Here is a 17,264-nt window from a genome sequence, read left to right as displayed (position 1 = left end):
CGAGATGTCTACAGCAAATCGATGGATAGTCACGACTCGTTAGAGCTTAGCGCGTTGACGAAGTCGCGCGCTTTCGGCACAACATGATTGAGAAAGCATTCTGCGATCCCGAAGATGCTTATCGTGACTTCTGAAAATTTGTCGGTTTCAACTCTTATGTAAGTAGTCATCAAGTTTGACTGAGCTTGAAGAAATATCCTTCGGTGGTCGGCGTGCGCATGTCCCAGCACAAACGATTTCATATGCATCAACGCATTAAGTGCATTTCGGTAGCTCTCCTCCCAGCAACCAGGATCACCTTCAGAAAAGGTCAGAATCTTTGTGTTTATTGAGGGAAAGGGGTGGTTCATTAGCCCACAGAACTCACTCACTTTTCTGGCATGAAATCCAAATTCGAGGATATCTGGAACGACAACTTCCGCCCAACTATCGCTCCACTCGCCGGGGAACACTGCCCCCGTAAAGGCGATAAGACGTAGAGCACGCGACTGAGCCTGCTGCATATGTATTTGAATAAGTCTTTTTCGACTTTTCACCACACTCTCCTTTACAGATACTTCTCGTTAGTCCTCTCGCGCTCACTCAGGTACTCATCAGAAAGATGGCATTCAAGATTTTTGACCCCGAAGCAAATTTCTCGTCGGCTAGCGGCCCCCGAAGTATTTGTTTTCACGCACTCAAGACACCACCGAATGCAACCGCCCCCGTGCCGTTGCTGCGGTTGCCGCCGAGGCGTGACCGAGCGCGCTAAAACTCGGCATGCTCGGCTCGTCGGACTGCGCCAATTGAAACACCGCCACCGCTTGCTTCAACGACTCCGCCTGCTCTGCCAGTGACTGCGCGGCTGCCGAAGCTTGCTCGACCAGTGCGGCATTTTGCTGCGTCACCTCATCCATCTGCGTGACTGCGCGCGCCACCTGATCGATCCCGGCCGTCTGCTCTTCCGATGCTGCCGAAATCTCGGCCATGATGTCGGTCACCCGGCGCACGCTGCCCGCGATCTCCTGCATGGCAGCGCCCGCTTCACCGACGATACGGCTGCCCGCCGCCGAGCGCTCGGCCGATGTCTCGATCAACGTCTTGATATCGCGCGCCGCACTTGCCGAACGCTGCGCCAAGGTGCGCACCTCGTTAGCCACCACCGCAAAGCCACGCCCCTGCTCACCTGCACGCGCCGCTTCCACCGCGGCATTCAGCGCAAGGATGTTCGTCTGAAACGCGATGCCGTCGATCAACGAAATAATCTCGCGAATCTTCGCCGAGCCCGCATCGATCTGACGCATCGTGTCGGTCACCTGTGCCATGGCGCTGTCGCCCGCACCCGTCTGCTCGCTCGCCTGACGCGCCAACTGATTCGCCTGATGTGCATGCTCCATGTTCTGGCGCACGGTGCCGGTCAATTGCTCCATGCTCGCCGCTGTCTCTTCCAGCGACGCTGCCTGCTGCTCCGTACGCGACGACAGATCCAGATTGCCCGCGGCAATCTCGCGCGCACTCGCCGCAATGGCCTCACCGCTCTTGCGCACCTTGGCCACCGTGTCGCCCAACTGCGCTTTCATTGCACCAAGCGCCTCCAGCAACCGCCCCATCTCGTCCGTCGACGTGATCTGAACGGCGCGGCGCAGGTTGCCATCAGCAATTTCCTGGAAGTGTTCGAGCACGTCCTCCAGCGGACGGGTAATCGCCCGGTTCAGCGCGCGCGCCGTCAGGAACGCCGCAATCACGGCAAACCCAATGGCACAGAGCGTCAACACCAGTTGCCGGTCGTAGGCCGACTCGGCCGATTCGAAGCTCGTCTTGGCGCGTCCATCGTAAAGCTGCTTGAGGGCGTCATTGGCATTCACGTAGGACGTATAGCGCTTGCCAAGGGCCGCCGCCTGCTCGTAATAAGCGTCGGTCTGGCCGGACGAGATGCCGTTCTGCACCAGCGTGAGCGCATCTTTCAACGCCTGCCGCGCGCTGGTCACCTGCGCCGCCAGACGTTGCTCGTCGGTGTCGGCGGGCAACGCCAGATAGGCTTGCCATGCCTTCTCCGATTCGCCCCAGTAGACCGTTCCCTTCTTGATGTCGTCGGCCTTGAGTTCCGCCGTGGGCGCCTGCGGCGCTCTGAGCACCACCGCACGGGCGCGCCCGATCTGAATCTCCGACTCGCCGAGCAGCCGTGTGCTGGCCAGTTCCTTGTTGTAGACCTCTCGAAGACTGCCCACCGTCTCGCGCAAGCCTGCAAGGGTCAGGCCACCCACCACTACGACCAGCGTGGCAAGCCCTGCCACCGCAAACCGTAACCGCCAACGAATCGTCCAATTCTTCAACATTTGCGCTTTCGCCTTTCTTTCGGGAGAGCAGCCTCCGGCCCCGGAGGTCGCCGCCCGCCATGCTGCCCGAAATGCATGACAAACGCACGCGTGTCATCGTTGCCTGGGCTTGCCGCGCAACAGTCTCGTCGCCCGGCTGGCATGGCAGGTTCAAGGGCCGCAATGGCCCCTAAGGGCTCCAACGGCGCAAAGGTGAAAAACTTGAGAAAACAGCCGGTTACGGTCGGGTGCCCCCCGGTTGCGAGCAGCCCAACCCTAGCCGCGGGCTTGCGGCACCGGGGCAAGCCCGTTAGTCGCCATCACTTCAACGATCCAATCGATGAACACACGAAGCTTAGCGCTGACGTGCCGGTTAGGCGCAAACGCCACGTACATCGGCATGACGTCCAACGACCAGTCTTCAAACAGCGGTACCAGCGCCCCACGGGCCACCGCTGCCGTCGCCATGTACGCCGGCAACCACAGCACGCCCATCCCCGCCAGCCCGGCCGCGAGGTAGGCGTTGCCGTCATCGACCGCCAGCGCGTACTTGCCATGCACCGTCACTCGCTCATCGCCTCGGTGCATGGCGTACGGCAGAGGTTTGCCGATGCGCGACCAGCGAAAACCCACGATCCGATGATGCGAGTCTTCCAAATCACGCGGATGCGACGGCACACCCGCATGTGCCAAATACCCCGGCGCGGCGTACACGCCCAAGCGCAAATCGCCAACGTGCCGCGCCATCAGCGACTGATCGGTCAGTTCGCCGCCGCGAACTACACAATCGACGTTCTCGCCAATCAGATCGACCATGCGGTCGCTCACGCCCATGTCGAGTTGGATATCCGGATAGCGCGCGTGAAAATCGGGCAACGCGGGCACGAGAATCATGCTGGCAAACGGACTCGGCACATCGACACGCAAGCGCCCACGCGGAAGCGTCGATGCATCGGAAAGGCTAGTTTCCGCGTCGTCCATATCGGCGAGCAGCCGGACAGCGCGGTCGTAATACGCCGCCCCGTCGGGCGTCACGTTGACCCGGCGTGTCGTCCGATGGAGCAGCTTCACCCGCAACCGCGCCTCCAGTTGCTGCACCAGTTGCGTCACGCTCGTCTTACTCATGTGCAGCGTTTCGGCGGCCTTGGTAAAGCTGCCCGCCTCCACCACGCGCACGAACGCCTGCATGGCATCGAATCGGTCCAAGGGAACCTCCTGACAGTCGAAAACACGGCATTGGGGGACTTGCGATTGTTTGCATTTTACAAACAGTGATGGGTGCAGTTGCTCGTTTATCGCGGTCCCGCCCCCGCTTAAAGTGCATTCACCGTGAACCCCGGGCCGACACCGGCCCACCGATGGAGAAGATGCATGACGAAGCGTGACGTGGTATTTCCCCCGGGCCGTCAGGCGCTGTATGACCGCAACCGCTACTCGCCTGCTGTGCGTGCCGGCGGCTTGCTGTTCGTTTCAGGGCAAGTGGGCAGCCGCGAAGACGGCTCGCCCGAGCCCGATCTGGAAGCGCAAGTGCGACGGGCGTTCGAGAATCTCAACGCCATATTGAAAGCGGCAGACTGCACGTTCGACGACGTGGTCGATGTGACGGTGTTCATGGTGGACCCGGCGGCCATCTTCGAGCGCGTGTGGAAAATCGTGCCCGAGTACTGGGGCAATGCGCCTCATCCGACGCTGACCGCCGTGGGTGTGACGTGGCTGTACGGCTTCCAGTTCGAGATCAAGGTGATCGCGAAACTACCGGCGATGTGATGCTGTGAGCTACGGCAATCACATGCGGGGCACAGCGCGACGGCGCACTCCTGCTCCCGCCTCACGCTAAATATCAACCTGCATCGGCAGCTCCGGCGCACTCCCCCATTCACCCAGCGAAGCGTCGTAAAGCCGCACATCCGGGTGACCCAGTTTCATGAGCGCAAAGACCACCAAACTTGCGGACACACCGCCACCGCAGTAAGCAATGACGGCGCGCTCCGGCCCGATACCCGCTGCGGAGAAGCGCTCGCGCAACGCGGCATCGTCGAGCAACGCTCCGGAGGCATCATCGAGCAGACTTGCCGCCGGGACGTTGACGCTGCTGGGAATATGGCCCGGACGCCCTTTGCGCGGCAGCTCCTCGCCGCTGTACTGTGCCGGACGCAGCGCGTTGACCAGACGCACGTCCGACGCGTGCAGTCCCCGCTCAACGTCGTCGCGCGTTGCGACATAGGGCAACGGCTGCGCCACGCTGAACGCGCCGGGCGCGGGTGCATTCACCGGACCCTGTTCGACTTCACGCCCTTCCGCCAGCCACTTTGCCAAGCCGCCATCGAGCAAGTGCGCATTCGTAAAGCCATAGACACGCAGCATCCACCACACGCGAGTGGCCCACCAAGGCGTGCCGGTGCTGTAGATGACGACGAAGCTGTCGCGACGAATACCTAGTGCTTCTACCGCCGTCTTGAACGCGTCGGGCGGCGGCAACATCAGATGAATCGGGTGATGCCGATCCGACAGCTGCGCATCGATATCGATGAACTGCGCGCCGGGAATATGTGCGGCTTCGAACGCTTCGCGCTCCGGATGGACGCGCTGCTTGATGACAGGGTCGACCACCATGGTTGCGCTGCAATCGAACAGGCGTAGGTCCGGGCGGTGCAGATGCGCCGCCAACCATGCGGTGTTCACGAGAAAGCCGGGCTCGATCACCGGCGTAGCAGCATGAGTTGTCATTTTTGAATTCGAAAGTCTGAACACGGCCCTGGGCCGAAACGCTCACTCGGTGGCCCACGCAGCAAAACGCCGCTGCAATGCTGCGATGCCAGCGTCGGCGAGATATCCGACGACCATGGTGACGATCACGTAGGCATATACCTGCGGCGATTGGAAGTAACGCTGTGCTTGGACGATGGCTTCACCAAGCCCGCCGCCTGTCACCATCTCGGCAGTGAACACAGTAATGAGCCCGATCGGCAGCGCGATGCGCAGCCCCGAAAGCATCGCTGGCACCGTGGCGGGTAGCAGGATCAACCGGAACAACTCGCCCCGCTTCGTGCCGAGCGAAAGCGCGGCCCAGCGCAGCTTTTGCGAAACCAATGTGGCCCCTGCGTGTGCTGCCACGATGAACGGAAACACGCACGTGGCAAACACGAGCACGACTTTCGACAAGCTATCCATCCCGAACCATGCGGTGAACACGGGGATCAGCGCGATTTTGGGCAACGGAAAGCCAAAAGCAATGTAAGGCGAGAGCCACCAGCGCGCAAACCGCGACTCGGCCATCAGGAACCCCGCCGGAATTCCCACCAACGCTGCCAGCGCGACACCGGCAAACGCGCGCCAAAGACTCGTGCCCAGCGTGACGAACAACTCTCCCGTCCCGATGAGTTGCCACAACGTGTGCAGGACAACCGTCGGCGATGGTAGAAAAACAGCCCGCACCCATCCGTAGTGCGCGGCGGCTTGCCAGAGCGCAAGCAAGATGACGAGCGCAATCCATCGCTCTGCCCAGCGAAGCCCTTCCGATGCCCGCTTCATTGCCCGCTTCGTTGGCCGGGCGTCGACGGCCTGTGTCGCCGTCGCAGCATTCAATACGTTGGCTTTAGTCATGATGTTGAGTCGCCTCGTGCCAACGCAGCCAGAACTGACTGACGTTGCGAAGCGCAAGGTCGGCCAAATAAGCGATGACCGTCGTCGCGAGCAGCGCCGCGAACAGGTAGTCATAGCTGCCCTGATCCCCGTACTGCGAAATCAATTTGCCGATACCTTGATTCGCCACGATCATCTCGCACGAAATCGCAACAAGCAGCGTGAAGCCGAACGCCACGCGTACGCCAGTGAGAATCTGCGGCATGGCACCCGGCAACACCACACGCCAGAGCAACCCGCCACGCGACGTGCCGAGCGAGCGTGCGCTCCATAGCAAAACGCGCGGCACCTCCTGCGCACCGCGCAAGGTATAGACGATGAGCGGCAGCGTGGTCGTCACGGCGATGACCACGATGTTGGTCATGCCGCCCACACCGAACCACAGCACAAGCAACGGGATCAGCGTCGTCTTGGGCAACGCGTACGTGGAGCGAACTACGGGCGCCACGATGCGCTCGAATCGGTTCGACGTCGCCATGAGCAAGCCCGTCGGCACGCCGATTAGCAATCCTGAAGCCAACCCCCAAAAGCTCGCACGAAGCGTGGCGGCAAGGTTGTCCCAGAGCTCGCCGGTTCGCGCCAGATGCGCCGCCGCGCGCCAAACATCGGCCAATGGCGGCACAAAGCCTTCGGGCAGCCAGTGCCACCGTGTCGTGGCGTGCCAGACGACGAACAACAGGCCAACCGACACGACGCCGGTCACCGTCTTCGCGCTGGGCAAGCGCCGGACAGCCAACCCGGAGAGCACGCGACCGTTCATGCGACCGCCTCGTACTCAGCCCCGCGCACTTGCTCTCGCACGGTGAGCCACACGTCGTTGCGCAACTGCGCGAAGCGCGGCGAAAGCATCGTGGCCTCGCGGCCGAGCGCCCGATCCAGATCGACGTCAATGCGTTTGACGATGCGCCCCGGGCGGCGCGACATGACGTAGATCGTGTCCGACAGGTACACGGCTTCGTCGATATCGTGCGTCACGAGGACGGCCGTCTTACCGGACGCGGACCAGAGGCGCAGCAACTCGTCTTGCATGAACTCGCGCGTTTGCGCGTCGAGCGCGCCGAACGGCTCATCGAGCAGCAGAATTTTCGGATCGCTCGCAAACGTGCGAGCCAGTGCCACGCGCTGACGCATGCCGCCCGACAACTCGCGAGGAAACCTGTGCTCGAAGCCCTTCAGATGAATCAGCGCGATGTAGCGCTCAACGGTCCGGGCTACGGTGTCGGCATCCGCACCATTGCGGCGCAAGCCATAGGCAATGTTGTCGAACACCGTGAGCCAAGGAAACAATGCGTATTCCTGAAACACGATGCCGCGGTCGACGCCCGGGCCAACGATGGGCGCGCCAAACGTCGAGCACGTGCCCTGCGACGCCTGCACGAACCCGCCAAGGATATAGAGCAGCGTGCTCTTGCCGCAGCCTGACGGCCCGACCAGCGACACCAGCTTGCCCGCAGGTACGTCGAGATCGATGTGATCGAGCGCGAGCACCGACTCGCCGCTCTTGTCGAACGACTTCGACAATCCGGCGACGTGAATCGCCGGCGAGTCGTCGTGGGAAGCGATGGGACTCATGCGCGACGCGGGAGATAAGACGCGTCGACGTACGGCGCAATCGTGACCGGCTTGGGCAACAAACCCAGCTTGGCCATGGCGTCGATCGGCGGCTGCAAGCTCGCGGCCGAAATCGTCGCGTTCGGATCGCGATAGAAGTCCTTCGGGGTCAGGAAATACTCGTCGAGCGACGCCGCCGGTGTTTTCGCCAGATCGGCCGTCAGTGCCACAACCTGCTTACGGTTTGCCGGGTCGTAGATCCAACGTTGTGCATCGACATAGTCGGCCAGCCAAGCGCGCACCGCCGCAGGCTGCGACTTGAGAAACTTCGTGCGGGCGCTTTGAAACAGCACCGGGTATGGCGGCACGACTCCCACCGCGTCGAACACGGTGCGAATACCGCCCTTCTTGGCTTCGTCCACCTGAAACGGCATGGCCAGTACGCCGACGTCGATGCGCTTCTGGCGCAACGCCGGGCCGATGTTGCCAAACGGCATTTCCACCACGCGCACGTCCTTGCGCGGGTCGAGACCGTGGGCTTGCAGCGCAATACGCAGAATGATGTCGACGCTGCCATTGAACGCATTGACCGCCACCGTCTTGCCTTTGAGATCGGCAATCGTGCGAATCGGGCTGTCCGACAGTACGACGAACGGGTTCGACGCATACCCCTGCACGGCGTCGCGGTGAATTTCGGCAATTGCCGTCACGCCGCCCGGCACCGCTTCCTGCGCAATCGTCGTCGCCAGGCTCGTAAAGGCGAGCGTACCGAGATCCGCCTGCTCGGCAGCCAGCAGCGTAGCCACGCCGGGCGTGCCGCGCGCGGTCGTCGTCTCGATGACGTAGTCCTTGCCGTGGCGCTTCAGCACATTCGCTTTGAACCAGTCGCTGAAGATCACCGTCTCCAACTCACCCGGCCCGACCACGCCCGCGCTGGCGTAGCGAATCACAGGCGGCGCCGCACGGGCAATCATCGGGAAGGACAATGCGGCGGCAACGGCCGCGCCTTGCTTGATAAAGCGGCGTCGGCTTTGGCTCGACGAATGACGCGAAGAAGAATGGGTAGGCATGGCAGTGTGCGAGAAGTCGTTGTTATGTAGGCGTTAACAGGACGTTTAATGCGCCGGACGCGCAAGACCGAGGTGGTCGCGCAACGTCTCGCCGCCGTACTCGGCGCGGAAGCTGCCGCGCGCTTGCAGTTCTGGCACGACGAGCCGGACGAAGTCTTCGACGCCACCCGGCAGATAGGGCATCTGCACCATGAAGCCATCGCAGGCGCGAGCGTCGAACCATTGCTGCATCGTGTTCGCCACGGCCGCCCCCGAGCCGTTGAAGTCGCGCAACGGGCCGATGCCGTAGCGCTTGCCGATCTCGCGCAACGACAAGCCCTGCTTGCGCGTGAGTTCGGCCACCTCCTTGTAATGCCCCTGCACGCCGCCGACTTCCAGATCCGGCAGCACGCCGTCTTGCGGGAATGGCGACAGGTCGATGTCCAATTGGTACGACAGCGTGGAGAGCCCGGCCTCCGGATCGCACAAGTCGTCGAGCAATGCTTGCTTATCGCGTGCGATGGCATCGGTCTCGCCGACGACAGGCACCATGCCCAACAGAATCTTCACGTCGTCGGGGTTGCGACCGTGATGCACCGCGCGTGCTTTGATGTCTTGATAGAAGTTCTGGGCCGATTCCTGCGACGAGTGCGTGACGAAAATCACATCGGCCCACTTCGCGGCAAAGTCTTTACCGCGGCTTGATGCGCCTGCCTGGATAAACACCGGGCGGCCTTGCGGCGGACGGCTCACGTTCAGCGGCCCCTCCACATCGAACCACTTTCCGTGGTGAGCAATCGGTGCCACACGCGACGGGTCGGCGAATTGTGGCGCGGCACGGTCGAGCGTCAGAGCGTCGTCGTGCCAGCTATTCCAAAGCTTGCATGCGACTTCAACGAATTCGTCCGCGCGGTCGTAGCGGTCTTCGCGCGAGAGTTGTTCGGCCAGACCGAAATTGCGTGCTTCGGCGTCTTGGAACGACGTCACGATATTCCACGCGACACGGCCAGCGCTCAGGTGGTCGAGCGATGCCAGCGCACGGGCGACGTGAAACGGCGTGAAGTAGGACGTGGAAATGGTGGCGGCCAATCCAAGCTTCTCTGTGCTCGCAGCAAGTGCGGAGAGCACGACCAGCGGATCGAGGCGCAACGCGCCCAGCGCGCCGTGACGCAATTGCGAATCGAGACTGTCGCCCAGACGGCGCGGCAGCGCCTGAATGTCCGGCAGGAAGATCATGTCGAACTTGCCGGCTTCGAGCAGACGCCCGATGTCGCGATAGAACTTGACGTTGAGAATGTCGTGCTGGGCGGACGGATAACGCCAGCCGCCGTGATGACCGGACACTGGACCCGCCATGACATAGGCGGCCAGATTCATTTGACGCGGGGCATTCGTAGGCATGCGAGGTATTCGGGAAAACGAAGTCAAAGACCGGCGCGGGTAACTTCGTTGGCAGCGCCTGCTCAGTCGTCTTCCCGGACCACATTGACCGCGGCGCAGGCGGCAAACGCCGCCTCGCCCACAGTCGCAACCCAGTATAAAGTTCGGCTGCCTGATGACAAATTCGAATATCTGCTAAGCAAATTCACACAGACAGCACCACTTCTTCAGCCCCTACGGATATCGACGACTGCCTGTCGCACGTCGACTGCGCGCGGGATCAGGCGAGTCTGGAACGCCAGGTCGGCATTCGCCTGCTGTGCCTTGATGACGTCGGGAGCGATCGGGTACTGCACACCCCACTCCAAACGCGGGATAGCGCGCTTCCACACGTCGAGCGGCACGCCGGTGTTTTGCGCGAGCAGCTCGGCAGTCTCGTCCGGCTTGGCCAAGCGCGCGGCAATATCGGTGCTCAACGTGTCGAACAGGGTGCGCAGCGTCGCCGGATATTTCTCGGCGTAGGCGCGCGGGCCGATGTAGAAGGCGTATTGCGGCACCGATAAGTCGCCGATCTTCACGAGCGTGCGTACGTGGCTGGCGATTTCGGCATCGGCATAACGCGGGTCAGGCACCGACCATGCGTCGACAAAGCCGCGCTCGATGGCCGCACGGGCATCGCTATACGAGAGATAGGCAAACTGCACGTCCGAGGGCGCAATGCCCGCATCGGCCAGCGCGCGCAGCACGAACAAATGCCCTTGCGACCCCTTCGCGAAGGCGATCTTCTTGCCGCGCAGGTCTGCGATGTTGCGCGCAGGTGAGTTGGCAGGCACGACGATGGCGTAACCGTCTTGATAGCGGCTGCCCGCCGCCAAATACACGACGGATGGCGCGGCGCCCGCTTGCGCGAGAATCGGCGGCGGCGAACCGACAACGCCGACGTCGACATCGCCTGCGTTGATCGCCTCGACCATCGGCGCGCCGTAGACGAACTCGATCCACTTCACGGCTACACCATGCGGGCGAAGGGCTGCTTCGAGCTTGCCAGACGCGCGCAGCGCTACCAGTGGGTCGCCCTTCTGAATGCCGATACGGATGGCGCCGGGCCATGCAGCGTCGGCGAGCAAACGCGGCGCGTGGGCCACGGCGAGCGTCGCAGCGGCAAGCGTGCCTAGCCGGGACAGTGCGGTACGTCGAGAAATTGCCATGTCAAACCTTGGAATGCTGTTCGGCCGCGTCAGACGATGCGGCGGCGAGTCGTGATTTCTACGGATGAAGTCAGCGCGTGAAGTGCCGGTTCTCCGGACGATCGAGTCCGTAGTGGCCGCGCAATGTCTGGGTGTCGTACTCGGTACGAAGTCGTCCTCTGCGTTGCAGAATCGGCACGACATGCTCGACAAAGAGATCGAGTTGCGCAGGCAACACCGGCGGCATCAGATTGAACCCGTCCGCCGCGCCATCGTCGACCCAGTCTTCAATAACATCGGCAATGCGCTCGGGCGAACCGGCCAACGTGAAATGCCCGCGCGCTCCGGCCAATTGATGGAGCAGACGGCGCAACGTCGGGCGCTCACGCGCGACGAGACCGACAATGACTTCCGCTCGGCTCTTCGCGGCTTGCACCGTTGCGGGATTCGGGAAGTCGTCCACGGACAAGGGTTGATCGAGCGGCAGACGCGAAAAGTCATACCCGCCGAAACGATCGGAGAGCCGCGTGAGCCCCACGCTGATGTCGGTCAGGCCATTGAGTTCTTCGAGCAGTGCGACGGCTTCGGCATCGGTCGCACCGATGGCTGCGCTCAAGCCCGGCAGGATGACGACTTGATCGGCACGCCGTCCACGTGCAACGGCCGCGCCCTTCAAGTCGCCATAAAAATCGCGCGCCGACGCCTTGTTCAGATGGGCGGTGAAGATCGCTTCGCCGAAACGCGCAGCAAACGCCTTACCGTCCGGCGATGACCCAGCCTGCACCAGCACCGGCCACCCTTGCGGCGAACGCGGCAGATTCAACGGGCCGGCTACGCGGTAGTAGTCGCCTCGGTGATCGATGCTGCGCACTTTGCCCGGATCGACGAATCGCCCTGCGGCGGCGTCGTCAACGATGGCGTCGTCGGCCCAGCTATCCCAAAGACCGGTCACAACTTCGAGATATTCATTCGCGCGTGCATAACGTTCGGCGTGGCTGATCGGCTGATCCAGACCAAAGTTCTTCGCGGCGGCACCGACCCATGAGGTGACGATGTTCCAGCCGATACGGCCCTTGGTGATGTGGTCGAGCGACGCGAACTGACGTGCGAGATTGAACGGCTCGGTATAAGTCGTCGACGCCGTAGCGATCAAGCCGATGTGCTGCGTGGCGAAGGCCAGTGCAGCGAGTGTGGTGATAGGTTCGAGTGGCGCAGTGGCGACGTGCTCGGCAGCTTCGGCGAGCGCCAGCGCATCGGCGAGAAACACCGAGTCGAAGCGCCCCGCTTCTGCTGTGCGCGCCAGACCGGCAAAGTAGTCGATGTCCGTGAGCGGCAGACGCGTCGCGCCAGCATGCCGCCAACCGGCCTCGTGGTGGCCACGACCATGAATGAACAGATTGAGACGAACGCGTTTTGCCATCTTGCCTGCCGTCGGTGAGATCACCGGGCCGGGTGGCCCGATGCCGGCAGCAAGACGCCAGCCAGCCGCACCCGGCGGGCTCGCACATCCGTCTACACAACCGTGGCAGCGACTATAGGCATGCGTTCAGCGAAACGGAACCAACGGCTTTTCATTAACATATTCACGTTGATTGATACCGTTTCGCCAGGTACAACTAGCAGATATTGCAGTGACTTGCGGTGGCTTAGAGTGCCTTCTTCACCGTGCGCGCAGCACCCGAGATATCTTGGCCGACGCCATCCACCGTATTGCAGCCCGCGAGTGCGAGCAACGAACCGACCAACAAGAAAAACGCCAGGCAACGCGACAGCATATCGACCTCTTCGATACAAGAAACGGATGGGGAACGAGGGTTCGGGAAAACGAACACCCGCATTTCTGCATAACGCCCAGACGCACTCGCGCACGCTGAAGCAACCCGCAATTGTCTATCAAATGCTAGTCGCCGGGCGATGAATTTGCCCTAGGCGAGGGCCAGAATCGGCTTTTTTTACCTTCGGTTACAACATCGGCAGCACATGCCGAATGTGCTCGGCAAAGGCCAGCGACAAGTGATTCGGGCGAGCCCGGTCGAACTTTACCGTAATCCCGACCGACGGCAGCGGCGGCAGCCCGGGGGTGCCGCTCAGCACGTGCAGGTCTGGCGGCACTGCCGTCTGTGTCATGACGGCCAGCGCCTGACCGGAACGCGCCAGCGCCGTCAGCCCGGCCAGATTGCTACTGGCATAGGCGATACGGTACGGCCGCCCCGCCGATTGCAACGCCTCGCAGGCAGCGATGTGGTCAAGCGTATCGGGATCGGACAACGCCAACGGGATAGGCGCACGCAAATCCACCGTATCCGACGAGTTCAGCGGATCGAACAGCGTCGCGGCCAACCCCGGTGTGCCGATCCAGACCAGCGGCTCGCGGCGAATGATGCCGTCGGAGGACGTGCCCACAGGCGATGCATCCGGCAAAGAAATCAGCGCCAGATCGAGCGCGTGCCGCGCCAGTTGTTCCAGCAGTCGCGGCGTCGGCTCGCAAATCACTTCGACAAGGGCTTGCGGGTGTTGACTCGCGAACTGGCGCAGCAAATCAGGCAGGAACGCCGCAGCATAGTCGTCGGGGCAGCCGAAACGGATCGTCCCGCTCAGGCCCCTGCCCGTCATATCGGCCATGGCTTCGTCGTGCAGCCGCAACAGGCGCTGCGCATGACCGAGCAGCCGCTCTCCGGCGCTCGTGAGGATCACGCCTCGCCCGGTGCGCTGCAAAAGCGGCTGGTCGACGACCTCTTCGAGCCGCTTCATTTGCTGGCTCAACGCCGACTGCGTGCGGGCGATGCGCTGGGCTGCCCGGCTGAGCGACCCGGCCTGTGCGATCGCAACAAACGAGCGCAGGAGATCGATATCGAGTGAGAGGTTCAAGGTATTAGCTCTGCTTCTATCTTTCATTAGCATTATTCGCTTCTATGAAAGCAGAGCGCTGCTTAGACTGCAAGCGATTGTTCTCTCACTCCTTTTGCCGCTCGCCTCGGAGACCTCACGTGTCCAAGAACCAAGACGCCGCCTTCTGGCACAACGCCCAGCAGCATCTGATCCGCTACGGCGGGACCTTCGAGGCGGCCATCATCGAGCGCGCACAGGGCAGTTTTGTCTACGACGCGGACGGCCGCGCGATTCTCGACTTCACGTCGGGACAGATGAGCGCCGTGCTCGGGCATAGCCATCCCGACATCGTGTCCGTGGTCACCGAATACGTTGGCAAGCTGGATCATCTTTTCAGCGGGATGCTCTCGCGTCCGGTGGTCGATCTCGCCACGCGGCTGGCCGACATTACACCGCCCGGGCTCGACCGGGCGCTGTTGCTCAGTACCGGGGCCGAATCGAACGAAGCCGCCATCCGCATGGCGAAGCTCGTGACGGGTAAATATGAAATCGTGGGCTTTGCGCAGTCTTGGCACGGGATGACCGGCGCGGCGGCATCAGCAACCTACAGTGCAGGCCGTAAAGGCGTCGGGCCAGCGGCAGTCGGCTCGTTCGCGATCCCTGCCCCGTTCACTTATCGCCCGCGCTTCCTGCGCGACGGGCAATACGACTATCTGGCGGAACTCGACTACGCCTTCGATCTGATCGACCGGCAGTCGAGCGGCAATCTTGCCGCCTTCATTGCGGAGCCGATTCTTAGCTCCGGCGGGATCATCGAACTGCCGCCGGGGTATCTCGCCGCGCTCAAACGCAAATGCGAGGAACGCGGCATGCTGCTGATTCTCGACGAAGCCCAGACCGGTGTGGGTCGAACGGGCACCATGTTCGCGTTCGAGCGCGATGGCGTGACGCCGGACATTCTCACGCTATCCAAAACGCTCGGCGCTGGCTTGCCGCTCGCCGCGGTCGTGACCTCTGCGGAAATCGAGGAGCGCGCGCACGAACGCGGCTACTTGTTCTATACGACGCACGTCTCTGATCCATTGCCCGCAGCAGTCGGCCTGCGCGTGCTCGACGTCGTGGCGCGCGACGGCCTCGTCGCCCGAGCCAACGTCATTGGCGAACGGCTGAGAAACGGTTTGCTGAATTTGATGGAGCGCTTCGAGTGCATCGGCGACGTGCGGGGACGCGGCCTGTTGCTGGGGATGGAGATCGTCAAAGACCGCCGCACCAAGGAGCCTGCGGACGGCCTCGGCACGCGTATCACGCGCGAATGCATGAACCTCGGCCTAAGCATGAACATCGTGCAACTGCCCGGTATGGGCGGCGTATTCCGTATCGCGCCGCCGCTCACCGTGAGCGAAGGAGAAATCGATCTCGGCCTGTCCCTGCTGGAACAGGCCATCGAGCGATCCCTGCGCGCTTGACCTAACAGCAATCTGGCAGTGACTTAGTCTTGACGCTGCGGGCGTTGCACGTCGCGGAAGATGTACTTCAGCGCGTCGGGCAGCGTGCTCGACCAGACCGGCCATTCGTGTTTGCCGTCGACGATGCGAAGCTCGGCCGGCTGCTTGTTCGCCCGCAGCAACTCGTAAAAGCGCGTGGCTTCCGACTCGATATTGAAGTCGTCGTCATCGCCCGAGTTGATGTACATCGGCACCTTGATGCCCTTCTTCAGGAAGGCATCGAAGAACACCGGATAGTTGTTCGCCTGCCAGACGCGCGCGCTGTACTCGCCGCCCGTATTGGGCTCGGCGAACACCTTCACGAAACGTGCCGACGAATCCTTAGGCGGCTCCGGGTTGTAAATCGCCGGGCTGAGCAGCGCCGCCGCCTTGAACTTCTCCGGGTACTTGAGCACATAGCGCAGGGCGCCATAGCCGCCCATCGACAGACCACCGATCAAGCGACCATCGCGGGTCGTGATCGTGCGATAGGTTTTCTCGACGTGCGGAATCAGGTCGCTGAAGAACGCCGTCTCCATACACTCTTTCAGATCGACGTACCAGTTGGTATTGGCGTCCGGCATGATCACGATGGCCGGCGGAATGTCGCCGTGGCTGATCAGCTTATCCATCGTCGACTGCATGTGCCCTTTCACCACCCAGTCGTTACGCACGCCGTCGTTGCCGTGCAGCAGGTAGAGCACCGGATAGGTGGTCTTGCCCGACGACTCGTAGCCGGTCGGCAGATAAACGTTGTACGTGAGCGGGCGCGCCAGATTCTTGCTGTACACCTCGCTGGAAAGGACTTCGCTTGCGTTGGCAAACGAACTGCCGAGGGCTGCTGCTGCAATCACACCGGTTGCAATCTGCCGCGCGAATGTCGCGCCACTTTGACCAAACATCTTGAACACATACCCTCCTGGGGGAAAATCATTGTCTCGTTATCCACAACACCCCGCAGTGAATGCCGGGCGCCCGAAAGATTAACATTTGAAATGATTTTCAGGGTATCGATTCGATGTTCAGTACACCGTGTCATCCGCGCCCGCGGTTCGCCGATGACTGCGGCGCGCTCGCATCAGCACGATAATCGGCAACGGTAGCGCCACCACAAGCAGCAACCAGAGCAGCGCATACACCGCGCCCAGTCCGTCGTTCTGCAAGTTGACGTAAAGCTTGACCGGGATGCCCTGCGGAAAGTACGCGAAGATCATCACGATGCCGAACTCGCCGATCACCCGCACCCACGCGATGACCAGCCCCGCCGTGAGGCCGCCGCGCGCGAGCGGCAGCGTCACGTGCCGGAAGACACGCCATGGCGTCGCGCCCAAGGTGCTGGCCGCCATCGGCAGTACAGGGGGTACTGCCTCGAAGGCGGCACGAGCGGCGAGGATGAAATAAGGCAACCCGCCATACACCTGCGAAAGCACAAAGGCCGGGGCATTGTTGCCCAGCAGGATCCCGGCACGGGAGAGCCATGTGCCGAACGGGCCGACTGGCCCATAGGCGGAGGCGAGCAAAATGCCCATGGCGAGCGGCGGGGTCATAAGCGCCACGAGCACCAGCACTTCGGCCATGCGTGCGGCACGAGACCGAGTCGTTGCCAGCCACAAGGCCACGCGCGTGCCCAATGCCACCACGATCGCCATCGACAGACACGACAATCCAAGCGATACGGCGATCGCATCCCAATCGCCATAGGCAAGGCGGAAATGACGCCATGGGGTTTCGGCCACCAGCGCCGCGAACGGAATGGCGAGCAGCGCCCATGTCACGGCCTCGCCCGCCCGCGCCAACGCACCAATCCCGGTGCGCGGCACGTCACGCATCCACGTCAACACGCGTCTG

17 protein-coding genes are annotated in these 17,264 nt (G+C 62.2%); 2 read left to right on the top strand and 15 right to left on the bottom strand.

The window, feature by feature from the left end; genetic code table 11:
• Nucleotides 1-29: 29 nt before the first annotated feature.
• From ACPWR9_RS10390 to ACPWR9_RS10380, 3 genes are all read right to left on the bottom strand, one after another.
• Complete coding sequence (locus ACPWR9_RS10390; protein ID WP_426297028.1) at nucleotides 30-536, bottom strand: hypothetical protein; 507 nt, start codon at nucleotides 534-536, stop codon at nucleotides 30-32.
• 141 nt (nucleotides 537-677) lie between these two features.
• A complete protein-coding gene (locus ACPWR9_RS10385; protein WP_426297029.1) occupies nucleotides 678-2,315 on the bottom strand; it encodes a methyl-accepting chemotaxis protein in 1,638 nt (545 codons plus the stop codon).
• 255 nt (nucleotides 2,316-2,570) lie between these two features.
• A complete protein-coding gene (locus tag ACPWR9_RS10380) occupies nucleotides 2,571-3,500 on the bottom strand; it encodes a LysR substrate-binding domain-containing protein (protein ID WP_426297030.1) in 930 nt (309 codons plus the stop codon).
• 165 nt (nucleotides 3,501-3,665) lie between these two features.
• Between ACPWR9_RS10380 and ACPWR9_RS10375 the strand changes: the two genes are divergently transcribed.
• Nucleotides 3,666-4,061 carry a RidA family protein gene (locus tag ACPWR9_RS10375; RefSeq protein ID WP_426297031.1) on the top strand — a complete coding sequence of 132 codons (396 nt, stop codon included), beginning with the start codon at nucleotides 3,666-3,668 and terminating at the stop codon, nucleotides 4,059-4,061.
• A 66-nt stretch (nucleotides 4,062-4,127) separates the two neighbouring features.
• On the opposite strand, the gene ACPWR9_RS10370 is transcribed toward ACPWR9_RS10375, so the two are convergent.
• The 10 genes from ACPWR9_RS10370 to ACPWR9_RS10325 all read right to left on the bottom strand — a co-directional run bounded on the left by ACPWR9_RS10370 (nucleotide 4,128) and on the right by ACPWR9_RS10325 (nucleotide 13,998).
• Entirely contained in the window at nucleotides 4,128-5,021 is an 894-nt protein-coding gene (locus ACPWR9_RS10370) for a sulfurtransferase (protein ID WP_426297032.1), read from the bottom strand.
• Nucleotides 5,022-5,063: 42 nt separating this feature from the next.
• A complete protein-coding gene (locus tag ACPWR9_RS10365) occupies nucleotides 5,064-5,897 on the bottom strand; it encodes an ABC transporter permease (RefSeq protein ID WP_426297033.1) in 834 nt (277 codons plus the stop codon).
• Nucleotides 5,890-6,696 (bottom strand): ABC transporter permease, encoded by an 807-nt coding sequence (locus ACPWR9_RS10360; protein WP_426297034.1) that lies wholly within the window; start codon nucleotides 6,694-6,696, stop codon nucleotides 5,890-5,892. The genes ACPWR9_RS10365 and ACPWR9_RS10360 overlap by 8 nt, the downstream gene beginning before the upstream one ends.
• Nucleotides 6,693-7,508 (bottom strand): ABC transporter ATP-binding protein, encoded by an 816-nt coding sequence (locus tag ACPWR9_RS10355; protein ID WP_426297035.1) that lies wholly within the window; start codon nucleotides 7,506-7,508, stop codon nucleotides 6,693-6,695. Before ACPWR9_RS10355 ends, ACPWR9_RS10360 begins: the two co-directional genes overlap by 4 nt.
• Nucleotides 7,505-8,557: an ABC transporter substrate-binding protein gene (locus ACPWR9_RS10350; RefSeq protein WP_426297036.1), complete on the bottom strand. Its 1,053-nt coding sequence runs from the start codon at nucleotides 8,555-8,557 to the stop codon at nucleotides 7,505-7,507. Before ACPWR9_RS10350 ends, ACPWR9_RS10355 begins: the two co-directional genes overlap by 4 nt.
• A gap of 45 nt (nucleotides 8,558-8,602) precedes the next feature.
• On the bottom strand, nucleotides 8,603-9,937 hold the full coding sequence (locus tag ACPWR9_RS10345) for an LLM class flavin-dependent oxidoreductase (protein ID WP_426297037.1): 1,335 nt from the start codon (nucleotides 9,935-9,937) through the stop codon (nucleotides 8,603-8,605).
• A gap of 206 nt (nucleotides 9,938-10,143) precedes the next feature.
• The gene (locus ACPWR9_RS10340; protein ID WP_426297038.1) at nucleotides 10,144-11,124 is read right to left on the bottom strand and encodes an aliphatic sulfonate ABC transporter substrate-binding protein; all 981 of its coding nucleotides are present in this window, start codon (nucleotides 11,122-11,124) and stop codon (nucleotides 10,144-10,146) included.
• Between the two features lie 70 nt (nucleotides 11,125-11,194).
• Nucleotides 11,195-12,523 (bottom strand): LLM class flavin-dependent oxidoreductase, encoded by a 1,329-nt coding sequence (locus tag ACPWR9_RS10335; protein WP_426297039.1) that lies wholly within the window; start codon nucleotides 12,521-12,523, stop codon nucleotides 11,195-11,197.
• A gap of 226 nt (nucleotides 12,524-12,749) precedes the next feature.
• A complete protein-coding gene (locus tag ACPWR9_RS10330) occupies nucleotides 12,750-12,878 on the bottom strand; it encodes a hypothetical protein (protein WP_281350936.1) in 129 nt (42 codons plus the stop codon).
• Nucleotides 12,879-13,065: 187 nt separating this feature from the next.
• On the bottom strand, nucleotides 13,066-13,998 hold the full coding sequence (locus tag ACPWR9_RS10325) for a LysR family transcriptional regulator (RefSeq protein ID WP_426297040.1): 933 nt from the start codon (nucleotides 13,996-13,998) through the stop codon (nucleotides 13,066-13,068).
• A gap of 92 nt (nucleotides 13,999-14,090) precedes the next feature.
• Between ACPWR9_RS10325 and ACPWR9_RS10320 the strand changes: the two genes are divergently transcribed.
• The gene (locus tag ACPWR9_RS10320) at nucleotides 14,091-15,398 is read left to right on the top strand and encodes an aspartate aminotransferase family protein (RefSeq protein WP_426297041.1); all 1,308 of its coding nucleotides are present in this window, start codon (nucleotides 14,091-14,093) and stop codon (nucleotides 15,396-15,398) included.
• Nucleotides 15,399-15,421: 23 nt separating this feature from the next.
• Here the strand turns inward: ACPWR9_RS10320 and ACPWR9_RS10315 are convergent, their stop codons facing one another.
• Both ACPWR9_RS10315 and ACPWR9_RS10310 read right to left on the bottom strand, forming a co-directional pair.
• Entirely contained in the window at nucleotides 15,422-16,318 is an 897-nt protein-coding gene (locus ACPWR9_RS10315; RefSeq protein ID WP_426297973.1) for an alpha/beta hydrolase, read from the bottom strand.
• 120 nt (nucleotides 16,319-16,438) lie between these two features.
• The gene (locus ACPWR9_RS10310) at nucleotides 16,439-17,257 is read right to left on the bottom strand and encodes a molybdate ABC transporter permease subunit (RefSeq protein WP_426297042.1); all 819 of its coding nucleotides are present in this window, start codon (nucleotides 17,255-17,257) and stop codon (nucleotides 16,439-16,441) included.
• Nucleotides 17,258-17,264 lie beyond the last annotated feature (7 nt).

Origin of the sequence: Pandoraea pneumonica (assembly GCF_049918595.1) — a bacterium.
Classification (GTDB): Bacteria; Pseudomonadota; Gammaproteobacteria; order Burkholderiales; family Burkholderiaceae; genus Pandoraea; species Pandoraea pneumonica_A.
This window is presented reverse-complemented; position numbering and strand designations above follow the sequence as displayed.

Bases quoted from the DNA above. Each gene is read 5' to 3' on its own strand.
- ACPWR9_RS10385 (WP_426297029.1), bottom strand. From the start codon at position 2,315: ATGTTGAAGAATTGGACGATTCGTTGGCGGTTACGGTTTGCGGTGGCA.
- ACPWR9_RS10375 (WP_426297031.1), top strand. From the start codon at position 3,666: ATGACGAAGCGTGACGTGGTATTTCCCCCGGGCCGTCAGGCGCTGTAT.
- ACPWR9_RS10370 (WP_426297032.1), bottom strand. From the start codon at position 5,021: ATGACAACTCATGCTGCTACGCCGGTGATCGAGCCCGGCTTTCTCGTG.
- ACPWR9_RS10365 (WP_426297033.1), bottom strand. From the start codon at position 5,897: ATGACTAAAGCCAACGTATTGAATGCTGCGACGGCGACACAGGCCGTC.
- ACPWR9_RS10360 (WP_426297034.1), bottom strand. From the start codon at position 6,696: ATGAACGGTCGCGTGCTCTCCGGGTTGGCTGTCCGGCGCTTGCCCAGC.
- ACPWR9_RS10355 (WP_426297035.1), bottom strand. From the start codon at position 7,508: ATGAGTCCCATCGCTTCCCACGACGACTCGCCGGCGATTCACGTCGCC.
- ACPWR9_RS10350 (WP_426297036.1), bottom strand. From the start codon at position 8,557: ATGCCTACCCATTCTTCTTCGCGTCATTCGTCGAGCCAAAGCCGACGC.
- ACPWR9_RS10345 (WP_426297037.1), bottom strand. From the start codon at position 9,937: ATGCCTACGAATGCCCCGCGTCAAATGAATCTGGCCGCCTATGTCATG.
- ACPWR9_RS10340 (WP_426297038.1), bottom strand. From the start codon at position 11,124: ATGGCAATTTCTCGACGTACCGCACTGTCCCGGCTAGGCACGCTTGCC.
- ACPWR9_RS10335 (WP_426297039.1), bottom strand. From the start codon at position 12,523: ATGGCAAAACGCGTTCGTCTCAATCTGTTCATTCATGGTCGTGGCCAC.
- ACPWR9_RS10330 (WP_281350936.1), bottom strand. From the start codon at position 12,878: ATGCTGTCGCGTTGCCTGGCGTTTTTCTTGTTGGTCGGTTCGTTGCTC.
- ACPWR9_RS10325 (WP_426297040.1), bottom strand. From the start codon at position 13,998: ATGAAAGATAGAAGCAGAGCTAATACCTTGAACCTCTCACTCGATATC.
- ACPWR9_RS10315 (WP_426297973.1), bottom strand. From the start codon at position 16,318: ATGTTTGGTCAAAGTGGCGCGACATTCGCGCGGCAGATTGCAACCGGT.